Annotated in this window: 14 protein-coding genes; 7 read left to right on the top strand and 7 right to left on the bottom strand. The window is 70.3% G+C overall.

Translation table 11 applies throughout. The features are described 5' to 3' along the window. Positions 1 to 24: 24 nt before the first annotated feature. The gene (gene argS, locus ACZ7MG_RS10345) at positions 25 to 1,800 is read right to left on the bottom strand and encodes an arginine--tRNA ligase (RefSeq protein WP_471385032.1); all 1,776 of its coding nucleotides are present in this window, start codon (positions 1,798 to 1,800) and stop codon (positions 25 to 27) included. Between the two features lie 380 nt (positions 1,801 to 2,180). On the opposite strand from argS, the gene lysS reads away from it, so the two are divergent. After that, entirely contained in the window at positions 2,181 to 3,956 is a 1,776-nt protein-coding gene (lysS, locus tag ACZ7MG_RS10340) for a lysine--tRNA ligase (RefSeq protein WP_471385034.1), read from the top strand. Positions 3,957 to 4,031: 75 nt separating this feature from the next. Here the strand turns inward: lysS and ACZ7MG_RS10335 are convergent, their stop codons facing one another. The 3 genes from ACZ7MG_RS10335 to ACZ7MG_RS10325 form a co-directional block, all read right to left on the bottom strand. Beyond that, on the bottom strand, positions 4,032 to 5,483 hold the full coding sequence (locus ACZ7MG_RS10335; RefSeq protein ID WP_471385036.1) for a DUF2637 domain-containing protein: 1,452 nt from the start codon (positions 5,481 to 5,483) through the stop codon (positions 4,032 to 4,034). A 154-nt stretch (positions 5,484 to 5,637) separates the two neighbouring features. Beyond that, on the bottom strand, positions 5,638 to 6,657 hold the full coding sequence (locus ACZ7MG_RS10330; RefSeq protein WP_471385038.1) for a hypothetical protein: 1,020 nt from the start codon (positions 6,655 to 6,657) through the stop codon (positions 5,638 to 5,640). A gap of 163 nt (positions 6,658 to 6,820) precedes the next feature. Beyond that, positions 6,821 to 7,711 carry a DUF3558 domain-containing protein gene (locus ACZ7MG_RS10325; RefSeq protein ID WP_471385040.1) on the bottom strand — a complete coding sequence of 297 codons (891 nt, stop codon included), beginning with the start codon at positions 7,709 to 7,711 and terminating at the stop codon, positions 6,821 to 6,823. 213 nt (positions 7,712 to 7,924) lie between these two features. Here ACZ7MG_RS10325 and ACZ7MG_RS10320 point away from each other — a divergent pair, with 213 nt between their 5' ends. Continuing rightward, positions 7,925 to 9,118, top strand: coding sequence for an RtcB family protein (locus ACZ7MG_RS10320; RefSeq protein ID WP_471385041.1), 1,194 nt, complete (start codon positions 7,925 to 7,927; stop codon positions 9,116 to 9,118). Between the two features lie 47 nt (positions 9,119 to 9,165). Beyond that, a complete protein-coding gene (locus ACZ7MG_RS10315) occupies positions 9,166 to 9,501 on the top strand; it encodes a YnfA family protein (protein ID WP_336542425.1) in 336 nt (111 codons plus the stop codon). A gap of 79 nt (positions 9,502 to 9,580) precedes the next feature. On the opposite strand, the gene ACZ7MG_RS10310 is transcribed toward ACZ7MG_RS10315, so the two are convergent. Next, positions 9,581 to 10,024, bottom strand: a complete 444-nt coding sequence (locus ACZ7MG_RS10310) for an ester cyclase (protein ID WP_471385043.1) — start codon at positions 10,022 to 10,024, stop codon at positions 9,581 to 9,583. Between the two features lie 117 nt (positions 10,025 to 10,141). Between ACZ7MG_RS10310 and ACZ7MG_RS10305 the strand changes: the two genes are divergently transcribed. Next, positions 10,142 to 10,918 carry an SDR family NAD(P)-dependent oxidoreductase gene (locus ACZ7MG_RS10305; protein ID WP_471385045.1) on the top strand — a complete coding sequence of 259 codons (777 nt, stop codon included), beginning with the start codon at positions 10,142 to 10,144 and terminating at the stop codon, positions 10,916 to 10,918. Further along, on the top strand, positions 10,915 to 11,067 hold the full coding sequence (locus ACZ7MG_RS10300; RefSeq protein WP_013001590.1) for a hypothetical protein: 153 nt from the start codon (positions 10,915 to 10,917) through the stop codon (positions 11,065 to 11,067). The genes ACZ7MG_RS10305 and ACZ7MG_RS10300 overlap by 4 nt, the downstream gene beginning before the upstream one ends. A 28-nt stretch (positions 11,068 to 11,095) precedes the next feature. Here the strand turns inward: ACZ7MG_RS10300 and ACZ7MG_RS10295 are convergent, their stop codons facing one another. Then, a complete protein-coding gene (locus tag ACZ7MG_RS10295; RefSeq protein WP_471385047.1) occupies positions 11,096 to 11,929 on the bottom strand; it encodes a DUF6597 domain-containing transcriptional factor in 834 nt (277 codons plus the stop codon). 112 nt (positions 11,930 to 12,041) lie between these two features. Here ACZ7MG_RS10295 and ACZ7MG_RS10290 point away from each other — a divergent pair, with 112 nt between their 5' ends. Together ACZ7MG_RS10290 and ACZ7MG_RS10285 are read left to right on the top strand one after the other, a co-directional pair. Further along, the gene (locus ACZ7MG_RS10290; RefSeq protein ID WP_471385624.1) at positions 12,042 to 13,160 is read left to right on the top strand and encodes an LLM class flavin-dependent oxidoreductase; all 1,119 of its coding nucleotides are present in this window, start codon (positions 12,042 to 12,044) and stop codon (positions 13,158 to 13,160) included. Next, entirely contained in the window at positions 13,157 to 13,759 is a 603-nt protein-coding gene (locus ACZ7MG_RS10285; RefSeq protein WP_471385049.1) for a CE1759 family FMN reductase, read from the top strand. The genes ACZ7MG_RS10290 and ACZ7MG_RS10285 overlap by 4 nt, the downstream gene beginning before the upstream one ends. 26 nt (positions 13,760 to 13,785) lie before the next feature. Here ACZ7MG_RS10285 and ACZ7MG_RS10280 read toward each other — a convergent pair whose 3' ends face one another. After that, positions 13,786 to 15,090, bottom strand: a complete 1,305-nt coding sequence (locus ACZ7MG_RS10280; protein WP_471385051.1) for a glycosyltransferase family 4 protein — start codon at positions 15,088 to 15,090, stop codon at positions 13,786 to 13,788. Positions 15,091 to 15,294: the final 204 nt, after the last annotated feature.

The following is a 15,294-nucleotide window of genomic DNA, read 5'->3' as shown; positions in this document are numbered from 1 at the left end:
ACCAGCCCCGACGACCGGGCGCCCTCAGAGCTTCTCGGGTGTCCTGATGCCCAGGAGGCCCATGCCCCGGTGCAGGGTGCGGGCCGTCAGGTCGACCAGGAACAGGCGGTTCTCCATCTGGGCCGGGGTGTCGGCCTTCAGGACCGGGCACTGGTCGTAGAACGTGGTCAGCAGGGTCGCCAGCTTGAAGAGGTACGCGGCCAGCTTGTGCGGCTCGTACGACGCCGCGACCTCGGCCACGGTCTCCCCGAACTGGTCCAGGTGCAGGCCCAACGCGCGCTCGGCCGGGGCCAGTTCCAGCTCCGGGTGGGCGGCGGGGCTCGCCGAACCGCCCGCCTTGCGCAGGATGGACTGGATACGGGCGTACGCGTACTGGAGGTAGACGGAGGTGTCGCCGTTGAGCGAGACCATCTGGTCCAGGTCGAACTTGTAGTCCCGTACGGCCGAGGTCGACAGGTCGGCGTACTTCACCGCGCCGATGCCGACGTACCGGCCGTTCTCGACGATCTCCTCCTCCGTCAGGCCCACCTTCTCGGCCTTCTCCCGGACGACGGTCGTGGCACGCTCGATCGCCTCGTCGAGGAGGTCGACCAGGCGGATCGTCTCGCCCTCACGGGTCTTGAACGGCTTGCCGTCCTTGCCGAGGACCGTGCCGAAGGCCAGCTGGAACGCCTTGACGTCCTCGTCGTTCAGCCAGCCCGCCCGGCGCGCGGTCTCGAAGACCATCTTGAAGTGCAGGGACTGGCGGGCGTCCACGACGTAGAGGAGGGAGTTCGCCTTGAGGTGGAAGACGCGGTCCCGGATCGCGGAGAGGTCGGTGGCCGCGTAGCCGTAGCCGCCGTCCGACTTCTTGACGATCAGGGGGACCGGGTTGCCCTCGGGGCCCTTGATGTCGTCGAAGAAGACACAGAGGGCACCCTCCGAGCGGACCGCGACTCCCGACTCCTCCAGGAGGCGGCACGTCTCGTCCAGCATGTCGTTGTAGCCCGACTCGCCGACGATGTCCGGGTCCCGGATCTCCATGTCCAGCTTCTCGAAGACGGAGAAGAAGTAGATCTTCGACTCGTCGACGAACTTCTGCCAGGTGGCGAGGGTGTGCGGGTCGCCGGCCTGGAGGTCGACCACCCTGCGGCGGGCCCGCGTCTTGAACTCCTCGTCGGAGTCGAACAGTTTCCGGGCGGACTTGTAGAGGCGGTCGAGGTTCGACATCGCCTCCTCGCCGCTCACCTCGGTGTCCTTGTGGTCCAGCTCGTGCGGGTGCTCGTCCAGATACTGGATGAGCATGCCGAACTGGGTGCCCCAGTCGCCGATGTGGTGCCTGCGGACCACGTTCTCGCCGGTGAACTCCAGGATCTGGACGACCGCGTCACCGATCACGGCGGAGCGGAGGTGGCCGACGTGCATCTCCTTCGCCACGTTCGGCTGGGCGTAGTCGATGACCGTCGTGCCGGGGCGCTCCGCTGTGGGGACGCCGAGGCGGTCCTCCGCGTCCGTGTACCGGGCCGCGAGGTTCTCGGTGATCGCGCGGTCGGTGAGGGTGATGTTCAGGAAGCCGGGGCCGGAGACCTCGATCTCCTTGATCAGCTCGCCGGACTCCACCCGGGCGACGACCTGGGTCGCCAGCTCCCTCGGGTTGGCCTTCGCCTTCTTCGCGAGGGCGAGGATCCCGTTCGCCTGGTAGTCCGCCCGGTCGCTGCGGCGCAGCAGGGGGTCGACTCCGTCGGCTTCCGGGAGGGTGGAAGCGAGGGCGTCGGCGAGGCGCGCGTCGACGGAGGCGGTGAGGGACGTGACCGGGGCCATCAGGGGGAGCCGTTCTCCTCGGGGTACGGGTGGATGTCGTTCAGTATCCCACGGGGGTAAAGGGGTTTTTCTGGGCGCCTCGGGGGGTGGGGGGTTCGGGTGCGTGGGCGGGTGCGGGTTCGGTGGGGCTTCTCGCGCAGTTCCCCGCGCCCCTAAAAGACCCAGGCCCTGCGGGCCTGAAAAGCATGGGGCGCAGCCCCGGCTTTTCAGGGGCGCGGGGAACTGCGCGGGAAGCCCCACCGGGCCCGCAGACGCAAGACGACCCGTACCCCCGAGTTATTGGGCGCCCGGTTCGACCCACGGAGTGAAAGGCTGGGAGAATGGGGCCGTCGGCCGGGGACCGTACCGGCGGCCATGGACAACCTTCAGAAAAAGAGGACGTGCCGATCGTGGCTCAGAGCACCGAGACCACCGACTGGGTCTCCCGTTTCGCGGATGAGGTCATCGAGGAGTCGGAGCGTCGGGCCGCGGACAAACCGACATCACTCGCCACCGCTCCGGTCGTCGTCGTCGCGTCCGGGCTCTCCCCGTCCGGCCCGATCCACCTCGGCAATCTCCGCGAGGTCATGACTCCGCACCTCGTCGCCGACGAGATCCGCCGCCGAGGGCACCAGGTCCGGCATCTGATCTCCTGGGACGACTACGACCGGTACCGCAAGGTCCCGGCCGGCGTCGACGGCGTCGACGGCTCCTGGGCGGAGCACATCGGCAAGCCGCTGACCTCCGTCCCCGCCCCGGCCGGCTCCGCCCACCCCAACTGGGCCGAGCACTTCAAGGCGGCGATGATCGACGCGCTCGCCGAGATGGGCGTCGAGTTCGACGGGATCAGCCAGACCGCGCAGTACACCTCCGGCGTGTACCGCGAGCAGATCCTGCACGCGATGAAGCACCGCGGTGACATCGACGCGATCCTCGACCAGTACCGCACCAAGAAGGCACCGGCGGGCTCGGCGAAGAAGCAGTCGCAGAAGCCGGTGGACGAGGCCGAGCTGGAGGCCGCCGAGGGCTCCGGTGCCGCCGGGGAGGACGACGGCAGCTCCGGCACCGCCGGGTACTTCCCGTACAAGCCCTACTGCGGGGGGTGCGGCAAGGACCTCACCACCGTCACCGCCTACGACGACGACACCACCGAGCTGACCTACACCTGCACGGCCTGCGGCTTCTCCGAGACCGTCGCGCTGAACGAGTTCAACCGCGGCAAGCTCGTCTGGAAGGTCGACTGGCCGATGCGGTGGGCGTACGAGGGTGTCGTCTTCGAGCCCAGCGGTGTCGACCACTCGTCGCCGGGGTCCTCCTTCCAGGTCGGTGGGCAGATCGTCGGGATCTTCGGGGGCAAGCAGCCCATCGGGCCGATGTACGCCTTCGTCGGGATCAGCGGCATGGCCAAGATGTCGTCGTCCAAGGGCGGTGTGCCGACGCCCGCCGACGCACTGAAGATCATGGAGCCGCAGCTGCTGCGCTGGCTCTACGCGCGCCGCCGGCCCAACCAGTCCTTCAAGATCGCCTTCGACCAGGAGATCCAGCGGCTCTACGACGAGTGGGACAAGCTCGACGCCAAGGTCGCGGACGGGTCCGCCCTGCCCGCCGACATCGCCGCCCACTCGCGTGCCGTGCGGACCGCCGCCGGTGAGCTGCCGCGCACTCCCCGGCCGATGCCGTACCGGACCCTCGCGTCCGTCGCCGACATCACCGCAGGCGCCGAGGACCAGACCCTGCGCATCCTCAGCGAACTCGACCCCACCGACCCGCTGTCCGGCCTCGACGAGGTACGGCCGCGGCTCGACAGGGCCGAGGCGTGGATCAACACCCAGGTCCCCGCCGACCAGCGGACCATCGTGCGCGAGGAGGCCGACGCCGAGCTGCTGAAGTCCCTCGACGAGGCGTCCCAGCAGTCGCTGCGGCTGCTGCTCGACGGGCTCGCGGAGCACTGGTCGCTCGACGGGCTGACGCATCTCGTCTACGGCGTGCCCAAGGTGCAGGCCGGGTTCTCGGCGGACGCCACGCCCAAGGAGCTGCCGCCGGAGATCAAGACGGCCCAGCGGTCGTTCTTCGCGCTGCTGTACCACCTGCTGGTCGGGCGGGACACGGGGCCGCGGCTGCCCACGCTGTTGCTGGCGGTGGGGCAGGAGCGGGTGCGGGTCCTGCTCGGGGGGTAAGGCCGCGTCGTGAACACGAGGAGGGGCGCCCGGTGATCATCACCGGGCGCCCCTCCTCGTATGCACGGGTGTTGGTTATGCGATGTGTTCGTCCGTCAGTTCCGCGTTGAGGCGGTTGGAGAAGCGGTTCACCATGCGCTTGGCCTCGGCCTCGTCGAGGGTGATGCTGTACGTCGCCTCTATGTCGGCGATGAGTGCGCGGGGGGTGGGGGCTCCGTTGCCGCCCTTGGTGTTCTCGCGGAAGACCTGGTAGTAGTCCTCCTCCGTGGGCTCCGGGGAGCCGCCGCCGTCGCCCAGTTCGCGGGTGCGGTTCGGGCCCGCCGGGATGGGGAAGCTGCCGGTCTCCTCCGAGGAGGGTTCCTGGGGCTGGGGCTGGGGCTGGAGCTCGGGGGCCTCGAACTGCTGCTGCTGGAAGCGGGGGTCGCGGGGGTCCGGCTCGAAGCGGCGGTACTGGTCCTCGTACCACTCCTCGTACTCCTCCTCCGGGTTGTACGAGGGGTCGTAGCCGCCCTGGTAGGGGACCTCCATGGGGTGGCGGGCGTGGAGCCAGGGGCTTTCGACCGGGGGTTCGTTTTCCAGTCGCTCGGGGAGTTGGTTGGCCTCGGGGAGAGCGCGCTGCTCGCTGGGAGGTGCCGCTCTCTGTGGGACGGGAGCCGCCCCAGCGGCACGATTGCCCGCAGCTACGGCGGCGGCGTCGGCGGCAGCCGCAGGGAGGGCGGCGTTCGCTCCGGCACGATTGCCCGCAGCTGTGTCGGCCGGTGCCGCGGCGGCCGCCGCAGGGAGGGCGCTGCCCCCGGCGTCGGCCATCGGCGTCAGCTCCTGCATCGGCGCCGGTGGCAGTACCGCCGGTTCGATGCCCGCCGCTGCGAGGCCCGCTGGGGCCGTTTCCGCGAGGGGGACGCCGTAGCGGGCCAGGCGGAGGGGCATGAGGGATTCGACCGGGGCCTTGCGGCGCCAGGCGCGGCCGTAGCGGGAGCGGAGGCGGGCCTGGTAGACGAGACGTTCCTGCTCCAGCTTGATGACCTGCTCGTAGGAGCGCAGTTCCCAGAGCTTCATCCGGCGCCAGAGGAGGAAGGTGGGGAGGGGGGAGAGGAGCCAGCGGGTGAGGCGGACGCCCTCCATGTGCTTGTCGGCGGTGATGTCGGCGATCCGGCCGATCGCGTGCCGGGCCGCCTCGACGGAGACGACGAACAGGATCGGGATCACGCCGTGCATGCCGACACCCAGCGGATCCGGCCAGGCCGCCGCGCCGTTGAACGCGATCGTCGCCGCCGTCAGCAGCCACGCCGTCTGGCGCAGCATCGGGAAGGGGATGCGCATCCAGGTCAGGAGGAGGTCCAGGGCCAGCAGGACGCAGATGCCCGCGTCGATGCCGATCGGGAAGACGTAGGAGAAGTTCCCGAAGCCCTTCTGGACGGCGAGCGCCCGTACCGCCGCGTACGAACCAGCGAAGCCGATCCCGGCGATGATGACGGCGCCGAACACGACCACGCCGATGAGAACGCGGTGCATTCGAGTCAGCTGCATTGGCGCGGCCACCCGTACTCCCCTCCCCTTGCGTGTTGTTGCGCGCAACAGAGTGGCACATGTGTGCGGCGGACGGATGGCCGGATGACGTCGAGCCCGGCCCCCGCGGGGACCGGGCTCCGGGAAAACGCCAGGTGAAGAAGGGGAAGCGGAACTACGACTTCGTCTTCCGGCTGCCGGAGGTGGACGAACCCGAGTCCGAATCGGAATCCGAGTCGCCGCCCGAGTCGGAACTCACGTCCGCGCCCGAACCCCCGGAGGACGAGGCCTTGGTCGGGTCCGCGGACGGTGTCTTGGAGGCGCCCTTCGAGGGGCTCTTCGAGGCGCTCTTCGAGGGGCTCTTCGAGGGGCTCTTCGACGGGGAAGCCGAGGCGTCCGTACCGTCGTTGGCGTCCTCGATGGCCTCCACCGCCTCCTTGGCGGCGGACTTCGCGGACTTCAGCAGCGCCGCCGCGTCCGGTGTCTTCTCGCCGGCCAGACCGGCGCCGTTGTAGTCGAGCGTGATGACCACGTTCTCCGTGCGCACCACGATCGTCTGCTGCTTGAAGGTGTCGTCGTCCTTCTTCAGGTCGTACGTGATCACCGTCGCCTGGTCACCGGTGCCCGTCAGCGGCTCCGTCTTGACCTTCTTCGCCCCGTCCACGGCCTTCGCCGCGGTCACCTTCGCCTCGTACGCCTTGGCCGCGCGGTCCTCGCCGGGGCCGTTCGCCTCGTTCGAGGCCAACAGGTGCAGGGACACGCTCAGCCAGCGGTACTGGGAGCCGTCGACCCCGTTGTTGTCGAGGCTGATCCAGCGGCAGTCGCCGGTCACGTTCTGCTCGGCGGCGTTGATGGCCTTCCCGGACTTCACGCCCTCCGGCACCACCGACTTCAGCGTCTTGTCGGAGAACACCTCGCACGCGTCCGGCAGCGTCGCGTACTTGGCCGCGACCACCTTCGGCGCCTGGCTCTGCGACGCCGACCGGTCGAGCCCCGCCGGGGTCTCGTCACCGGAGGCGCTGTCCGAGCCGGAGTCCGACGAACAGCCGACCGCCAGCAGCATCACCGGGACGACCGCCGCGCCCACGAGGACCCGGGAGCGGCCCGAGCGTCCGCGCCGCCCGACGGGCGCCGCCTGTGGCGAACGCTCGCTGCGCGGTGACTGATGCTGGTCTGACTCTGCGGCTCGTCGCATGGTTCCTTCGCAATCGGACACAAACGGACACATTCTGGCAAACGGATAACTGGCTAACGGATAAGCGGATCGTGTTCCGAGAGGCCACCGTACGCGGTGATGCAGAAGCCCGGCCCTGATTCAGGTGGTTCGCGCGCCCGCCCCAACCACCCCCGAACGACCCTCAGTCGTCGAACGCCTCGGCCAGCCGCTCCGCCAGATTCCGGGCCCTGTCCTGCATTTCCTCACTGTCCGGCACCACCGTCGTGGTCGCCGGCTGCTCCTCGTACTCGACGGTCACGATCACGTTGGACGTGCGGAACACCACAGTCACGGTCCGCTGCTTGCTGGTGCCGAGCGCGTCGTCGAGGAACGCCTCGTCGCCGAGACCGTCGAGGACGCGGGGGAGGAGGGAGGCGGGGGTGCCGGACGGGCTCGGGGAGGCGGTGGAGGAAGAGGACGAGCCGGAGGATGCGGAGGGCGCGGAGGAGGGGGAGGTGGCGGCGTCCGTCGACGGGGTGTCGTCGGCGGTGGCGGCGTCGCCGGTCGTCTCCGTCCCTCCGGGCTCGTCCGTCCCCTCGCTCTCCTCCTCGGACTCCTCGGCTGCCTCGGAGGTGGTCGGCGTGGGTTCGGGGAGGTCGGCCGCCTCGACCTTGCCGCCGTACACCTCCTGCGCCTTGCTGTCGTCGCTGACCGCGTTGTCGTACGACACGACCCGCTCGAAGTCGACGAACAGATAGTGGGTGGCGTCCGCGGACTCCACCTTCCAGCGGCAGCCGGCCTTGCGGTCCGTGTCGTACGTCTGCGTGGCCTCGCCCTCGTACGCCTGCTCGCGCTGGGCCGCGTCGGGGAGCTGCTTGATGCCGGGGAGGAGGGTGTCGAGGGTGCCCTGTTCGACCGAGCCGCAGGGTTCGGGGAGCGTGTCGTAGCGGCCGGGCTGGGCGACGGTGGCCGAGGTGGTGGCCTCGCCCGGGCGGGGGTCGTCGGGGGAGCCGTCGTCGCTCGATCCCGTGCACGCGGCCAGCAGTGCCGCGAGGAGCACGGCGACGCCGGGTACGTACGCCTTCCGCTGCACGGTGGGGCTCCTCTCGACGGGGTCCCTCGGGACGCCTGCGCTGTCCTGTCCTGTGGCCTGTGGTTATTCACTTGCCGCCCGGGGGTGGCCCCCGGGCACCATGTGTATCGCACGCACTGCCGTGGACGCCGGTCCGGCATCCCTTTTCGTGGACCTTGGCGCCGCTTTTGCGTTCTGAGACTTTGATCTGAATTTCGGGGGAATGAGGGCGTTTTGTCGTACGTCGAGATACCGGGCGCGAAGGTGCCGATACGGATGTGGACCGACCCCGCGTCGGTCGAGGAGGGCGCGCTGCAGCAGCTCCGCAATGTCGCGACCCTCCCCTGGATCAAGGGCCTGGCCGTGATGCCGGACGTGCATTACGGGAAGGGCGCGACGGTCGGCTCCGTCATCGCCATGCGGGGAGCCGTCTGTCCCGCGGCGGTCGGCGTCGACATCGGCTGCGGAATGTCCGCGGTGAAGACGTCCCTGACCGCCAACGACCTCCCCGGGGACCTCTCCCGGCTCCGGTCGAAGATCGAACAGGCGATCCCGGTGGGCCGGGGCCTGCACGCCGAGCCTGTCGACCCCGGGCAGCTGCACGGCTTCGCCATCGGGGGGTGGGACGGGTTCTGGGGGCGGTTCGACGGGGTCGCGGAGGCGGTCAAGTTCCGTCACGACCGGGCGGGGAAGCAGATGGGAACGCTCGGCGGCGGAAATCATTTTGTTGAGGTCTGCACGGATTCGACCGGTTCTGTCTGGCTGATGCTGCACTCCGGCTCCCGGAACATCGGCAAGGAGCTGGCGGAGCATCACATCGGCATCGCCCAGAAGCTCCCGCACAACCAGGGCCTGGTCGACCGCGACCTCGCCGTCTTCGTCGCGGACACCCCGCAGATGGCGGCGTACCGCAACGATCTGTTCTGGGCGCAGGAGTACGCGAAGTACAACCGCTCGATCATGATGGCGCTTCTCAAGGGCGTCGTCCGCAGGGAGTTCAAGAAGGCGAAGCCGGCCTTCGAGCCCGAGATCAGCGCCCACCACAACTATGTGGCCGAGGAGCGCTACGACGGCATGGACCTTCTGGTGACCCGCAAGGGCGCGATCCGCGCGGGCTCCGGCGAGTACGGGATCATCCCGGGCTCGATGGGCACCGGTTCGTACATCGTGAAGGGTCTCGGCAACGAGAAGGCCTTCAACTCGGCCTCCCACGGCGCCGGTCGGCGGATGAGCCGGACGGCGGCGAAGCGGCGCTTCTCGACGAAGGACCTGGAGGAGCAGACACGGGGCGTGGAGTGCCGCAAGGACTCCGGTGTCGTGGACGAGATCCCGGGCGCCTACAAGCCGATCGAGCAGGTCATCGACCAGCAGCGGGACCTGGTGCAGGTGGTGGCGAAGCTGAAGCAGGTGGTGTGCGTGAAGGGCTGAGCCGGCGGAGGGGATCCGCGCGAAAGCGCCGTGGGAAGGTGGGCGGCATGGTCGTCGCCCGCTCCGCCGCTCTGTTCCTGCTTGCCGCCCTGTTCGAGATCGGTGGGGCCTGGCTGGTGTGGCAGGGGGTGCGGGAGCATCGGGGGTGGGTGTGGGTCGGGGCGGGGGTCGTGGCGCTGGGGGCGTACGGGTTCGTGGCGACGTTCCAGCCGGACGCGCACTTCGGGCGGATCCTCGCCGCGTACGGCGGGATCTTCGTCGCCGGGTCGATCGCCTGGGGGATGGTCGCGGACGGCTACCGGCCCGACCGCTGGGACGTGACGGGCGCGCTGATCTGCCTCGCGGGCATGGCGGTGATCATGTACGCGCCGCGCGGGGGGTGACAGTGGTCGACGCCCCGGGGTGACCGTGGTCGACGCCGTGGGTGGCCGTGGCCGGCGCCCCGGTTGACCGGGGTCGCCGTTACGACGGCTGTGCCAACTCCTCCGGCAGCAGGCCCAGTTGGTTCAGGAACTCCAGCTGGTCGAAGTAGAGCCGGTAGCTGGTGATCCGGCCGTCGCGGACCGTGGCGAAGTCCACGCCGCGGATCCGGATCTCCCGCTGGGTGGCCGGGATGGACGTACCGTCGGGGAAGGCCAGCGGGCCCGTGTTCCGGCCGCTGTAGACGCCCTCGTCGACGGCGGTGTCGCCGACCTCGAACGAGGAGAGGGACTCGTAGGTCGCGTCGGGCACGGCGTCCGTCATCTGCCGCCAGTACTCGGCGATGTCGTCCCGGCCGTGCAGCTCGCCGCCGTCGGGGGTGTGCGCGACCGCGTCCTCCGCGAAGAGGTTCGCGACGGTCTTGGGGTCCTGGTGTGTGGTCAGTGCCTCGGTGAGCTGGTCCATCAGCTCGCGTGCCTGTCCCATGATCCACCTCCTGTGCAGGGGATCACCCGTCTCATTGTCCCACCGTCCGCCTATCCTGGCCGGGCGGAAGCCGTTCGATTCCGTACCGCTCGTTACGTACCGCCTCAGGAGCAGCTCATGGCCACCGCCGTACCGTCCGCCGCCTCCCGCATCGCCGTCGTCACCGGTGCGAGCAGCGGGATCGGCGCCGCCACGGCCCGGCAGCTCGCCGCGGCCGGGTACCGGGTCGTGCTCACCGCGCGGCGCAAGGACCGGATCGAGGCGCTGGCCGAGGAGATCAACGGCGGCGGCGGCCAGGCCACCGCGTACGTGCTGGACGTCACGGACCGTGCGGCGGTCGACGAGTTCGCGACCGCCTTCAAGACGATCGGTGTGCTGGTCAACAACGCGGGCGGCGCGCTCGGCGCCGACCCGGTGGCCACCGGCGATCCCGCCGACTGGCGCACCATGTACGAGACGAACGTCATCGGCACGCTCCACATCACCCAGGCCCTGCTGCCCGCGCTGACCGCGAGCGGCGACGGCACGGTGGTCGTGGTGTCGTCGACCGCCGGGCACGGGACGTACGAGGGGGGCGCGGGCTATGTCGCCGCCAAGCACGGCGCGCACGTCCTCGCCGAGACGCTGCGGCTGGAGATCGTGGGCACGCCGGTCCGGGTCATCGAGGTCGCGCCCGGCATGGTGAAGACCGACGAGTTCGCGCTGACCCGCTTCGGCGGCGACGCGGCGAAGGCGGCGAGCGTCTACGAGGGCGTCGCCGAGCCCCTGACCGCGGACGACGTCGCCGACACGATCACCTGGGCGGTCACCCGGCCCAGCCATGTCAACGTCGACCTGCTCGTCCTGCGCCCCCGCGCCCAGGCCTCCAACACCAAGGTCCACCGGGAGCTGTGAGCGCGGAGGAAGGGCTGACGCCCGAGAAGCGCCGGCTGGCCGAGGAGAAGAAGAACGAGCGGTACGTGTGGTGGTACCTCGCGTACTTCCTCTTCGGCATCCACATCGTCGCCTTCGTGATGATCTACGCGGTCCTGCACGCGAAGTAGCCGCCGGGTGCTGCCGGGCGGCTCCCTCTCAGACCGGGGACACCGCCTGCGCGTACGCCGTCGGCGGCACCCCGACCGTGGCCGTGAAGTCGCGGACGAGGTGGGCCTGGTCGGCGTAGCCGAGGTCGGCGGCGAGGGCGGCCCAGTCGACGGCGCGGTCGGTCTCGGCGCGTTCCAGGGCCTCGTGGATGCGGTAGCGCAGGATGACCCACTTCGGGCCGACGCCGACGTAGGCGGAGAACAGGCGCTGCAGGAGCCGTACCGAGAGGCCCTCCGCGCGGGCGAAATCGGTGACCCGGCGGATGGCGCGGTCGGTGCGGACACGGTCGACGAGGGCCATGGCGAGGTCGGCCTGCGGGTCGGGGCGGGGGCCGAGCCCGGTCAGGAACGTGTCGAGGGCGGTGACGCGGGCGTCCTCGTCGTCCGGGTCGAGGATCGCGGCCGGGGCCGTGTCGGAGAAGGCCTTGGGGAGGGCCTCCAGGAATGCCCCGGGATCGCGCACGCGCCGCCCGGTCCAGTGGGTCGCCGGGTGGGCCGGGGCGAAGGGGCGGAAACCGCCGGGACGGAACTGCACGCCGCAGACCCGGCCCCTGCCCTCCAGCCGCTGGGTGAAGAGGCCGAGGCCGACGCCCGCGACCTCGACGAAGGGGGCCTCGCCCGTGAACCGCTGGAAGACGATGTTCACCGAGGGGTGCGGGACGACCTGGGAGACGTACGGCTCGGGCAGGTCCCAGTCGATCAGCCAGTAGTGCTCCAGATACGGGCGCAGCGCCTCGGCGGGTTCGCGCCGGCGGAAGCGGACCCGGGCGAAGAGCTCTGCGGCGTCGACGATGCCTCGGGTGTCACGGCGTGGGGCGGGCATGCCCCGATCGTAGGGACGACCACTGACAAGGGCGGCGAGGAATAGTGGAGAGGGGGCCCTCGTTCATGGGTATAGTTGAATCGTAAACAACCTGGAGAGGGTGGCAGCGATGATGCAGTTCGGGATCTTCAGCGTCGGTGATGTGACGCCGGACCCCACCACGGGCCGGACGCCGACCGAGCGCGAGCGCATCAAGGCGATGGTCGCGATCGCGCTGAAGGCGGAGGAGGTCGGCCTCGACGTCTTCGCCACCGGTGAGCACCACAACCCGCCGTTCGTGCCGTCCTCGCCGACCACGATGCTCGGCTATGTCGCCGCGCGCACGGAGAAGCTGATCCTCTCCACCTCCACCACCCTCATCACCACCAACGACCCGGTGAAGATCGCCGAGGACTTCGCGATGCTCCAGCACCTGGCCGACGGCCGGGTGGACCTGATGATGGGGCGCGGCAACACCGGACCCGTCTACCCCTGGTTCGGGCAGGACATCCGGCAGGGCATCAACCTCGCCGTCGAGAACTACGCGCTGCTGCGCCGCCTGTGGCGCGAGGACGTCGTCACCTGGGAGGGCAAGTTCCGTACGCCGCTCCAGGGGTTCACCTCCACGCCCCGCCCGCTGGACGACGTACCGCCGTTCGTCTGGCACGGCTCCATCCGCTCGCCCGAGATCGCCGAGCAGGCCGCGTACTACGGCGACGGCTTCTTCCACAACAACATCTTCTGGCCGGCCGAGCACACCCAGCGGATGGTCGAGCTGTACCGGCAGCGGTACGCGCACTACGGGCACGGCACGCCCGAGCAGGCGATCGTCGGCCTCGGCGGACATGTCTTCATGCGGAAGAACTCGCAGGACGCGGTACGGGAGTTCCGCCCGTACTTCGACGTCGCGCCGGTCTACGGCAACGGGCCCTCGCTGGAGGACTTCGCCGACCAGACCCCGCTGACCGTCGGTTCGCCGCAGCAGGTGATCGAGAAGACGCTTGCGTTCCGCGAGTACGCCGGTGACTACCAGCGGCAGCTGTTCCTGATCGACCACGCGGGGCTGCCCCTGAAGACCGTCCTGGAGCAGCTCGACCTGCTCGGCGAGGAGGTCGTGCCGGTGCTGCGCGAGGAGTTCGCGAAGGGGCGGCCGGCGGAGGTGCCGGACGCGCCGACGCACGGGTCGCTGCGGGCGGCGGCGGAGAAGAGCGCGGCGGAAGGCTCGGCGGAGAAGAAGGAGAGTGTGTCGTGAAGCTCGTCGTCGTCTCGGCGGGGCTGAGTGTGCCGTCGTCCACGCGGCTGTTGGGGGACCGGATCGCCGCCGCCGTGGTCGGGCGGGACGCGTCGGTCGAGGTTCAGGTCGTCGAACTGCGGGACCTCGCGGTCGAGATAGCGCACCACCTCACCAACGGGTTCCCGGCCCGGAGGCTCGCCGCCGCGCTGGACGCGGTGGCGGGGGCCGATGGGCTGGTCGTGGTGACGCCGGTGTTCTCCGCGTCGTACAGCGGGCTGTTCAAGTCGTTCTTCGATGTGCTCGACCGGGACGCGCTGGGTGGGAAGCCGGTGCTGGTCGCCGCGACCGGGGGGTCGGCTCGGCATTCGCTGGTGCTGGAGCATGCGATGCGGCCGCTGTTCGCTTATCTGCGGGCCGTGGTGGTGCCGACGGGGGTGTACGCGGCGTCCGAGGACTGGGGGGCGGAGGGGCTCGCGGGGCGGATCGAGCGGGCGGGGTCGGAGTTGGCCGGGCTTATGGGTGGGCTCTCCTCCGGGAAGGCGGCGGTGCCTTCCGCCGAGCCCGAGAGGTTGGTTGTCGTGCCGTTCGCCGAGCGGTTGGCGGCGTTGGAGGGCTGAGGAGCGCCGTGGGGGCGCGGATGTCGTCAGGCCGCGGGTTGTTTGTGGTTGCTCGCGCCCGCGCGGCGGAGCCGCATATGTGACAGCCCCGCGCCCCTGAGGAGCGACCGCGCGCCCTTTGCCCCCACGCGCGCCCTTCGCCGCAGCCAAGTCCTCGCCCTCGTCGAACCCCGTTCCCAGGTGCGCTGGATTCTCGTCTCGTGCAGGTCGGCGAAGAGGTGTTCGTAGCGGGCGATGATCGGGGCCGGGTCGTAGCGGCGGGCGCTCTCCAGGGCGGCGCGGCCCATGGCGCGGCGCTGGGCGGGGTCGGCGGTGAGGTCGAGGAGGGCGTCGGCGAGGGCGTCGGGGTCGTCGACGGGGACGAGGCGGCCGTCGGTGCCGTCGGTGATGATCTCGGCGGGGCCGAGCGGGCAGTCGGTGCTGACGACCGGGACACCGCAGCGCATGGCCTCGACGAGGGTCATCCCGAAGGACTCGGCCTCGGAGGCGCTGACGACGATCGAGGCCCGCGCGAACTCCTCCTCGATGGGGGTGTGCGCGCCCATCAGATGGGCCTGTTCGGTGAGGCGGAGATCCTGGATCAGGGTCTCCAGGCGGTCGTGCTGCTTGCCGCCGCCGTAGATCCGCAGCTGCCACTCCGGTTCCTTCGCGGCGACCTTCGCGAACGCCTCCAGCAGGACGTCGAAGCGTTTGCCCCGGGAGAGACGGCCGGCGGCGGCGATGACGGGGGCCGTGCCGTCGGACGGGGCGACCCGGGCCGGCGGGACGATGTTGGGCACCGACATCACCCGTACGCCCGGCAGGTTCATCCGCGCGCGGTACACCGCCGCGTCCGCCGCCGTGGTCGTGACGACCGCGTCCAGGGTGCGGTAGTGGCGGGCGAGGACCTTGCGCAGCTGTTTGGAGTGGGCGTCGTGGCGCAGGTGTTCCTGGGCGATGCGCAGGGCGCGGCGGGGGGCGAAGCGGGAGACGTAGACGTTGATGCCGGGGCGGGTGCCGATGACGACGTCCGCGTCGCAGCGGGCCAGATAGGCGCGGACCCGCAGGTCGGTGAGGTGGCTGTACTGGCGGTGCCGCCGGTCCTCGGCCGGGAAGTCCTCGGCGGGCCGCAGTTGGGCCGGATCGCGCAGATCGGGGCTGTAGGGGCGGATGTCGACGAGGGGGACGAGCGCGACCCGGGGATCGACCGCGAAGCGGGGTTCGTCCAGGTGACGGGCCATCGAGGCGATCTCCACGTCGTGGTGGTCCGCGAGCGCCGCCGCCAGGTTCAGCGTCGTCCGCACGGTTCCGCCGATGGCGTACGCGTTGTGCAGCAGGAACACGATCTTCATGCGGCGGCTCAAGGTCCTGCCTTCCCGACGATGCGACGGCGTACGCGATGCGGTCGCGGTGGTGTGGGGGTGTGGGGGTGACTTGCTTGTCCGATGGTGTACATGGTGGTGGTTTGGATGGTTGCGACCCTTTGTACTCCATCTGATCGCTCTGCCCGGGTTCCCGTGCGGGCGGGTGTCACACGGACACGCTGCTCCGGAGGG

The sequence above is a fragment of the Streptomyces sp. NPDC107538 genome (genome assembly GCF_055657445.1).
Note: the sequence above shows the minus strand (reverse complement) of the source record. Positions and strands in the feature narration are given on the sequence as shown.

Bases quoted from the DNA above. Each gene is read 5' to 3' on its own strand.
- ACZ7MG_RS10290 (WP_471385624.1), top strand. From the start codon at position 12,042: ATGCAGTTCGGGATCTTCAGCGTCGGTGATGTGACGCCGGACCCCACC.
- ACZ7MG_RS10315 (WP_336542425.1), top strand. From the start codon at position 9,166: ATGGTCGTCGCCCGCTCCGCCGCTCTGTTCCTGCTTGCCGCCCTGTTC.
- argS (WP_471385032.1), bottom strand. From the start codon at position 1,800: ATGGCCCCGGTCACGTCCCTCACCGCCTCCGTCGACGCGCGCCTCGCC.
- ACZ7MG_RS10295 (WP_471385047.1), bottom strand. From the start codon at position 11,929: ATGCCCGCCCCACGCCGTGACACCCGAGGCATCGTCGACGCCGCAGAG.
- ACZ7MG_RS10280 (WP_471385051.1), bottom strand. From the start codon at position 15,090: ATGAAGATCGTGTTCCTGCTGCACAACGCGTACGCCATCGGCGGAACC.
- ACZ7MG_RS10305 (WP_471385045.1), top strand. From the start codon at position 10,142: ATGGCCACCGCCGTACCGTCCGCCGCCTCCCGCATCGCCGTCGTCACC.
- ACZ7MG_RS10335 (WP_471385036.1), bottom strand. From the start codon at position 5,483: ATGCAGCTGACTCGAATGCACCGCGTTCTCATCGGCGTGGTCGTGTTC.
- ACZ7MG_RS10330 (WP_471385038.1), bottom strand. From the start codon at position 6,657: ATGCGACGAGCCGCAGAGTCAGACCAGCATCAGTCACCGCGCAGCGAG.
- ACZ7MG_RS10310 (WP_471385043.1), bottom strand. From the start codon at position 10,024: ATGGGACAGGCACGCGAGCTGATGGACCAGCTCACCGAGGCACTGACC.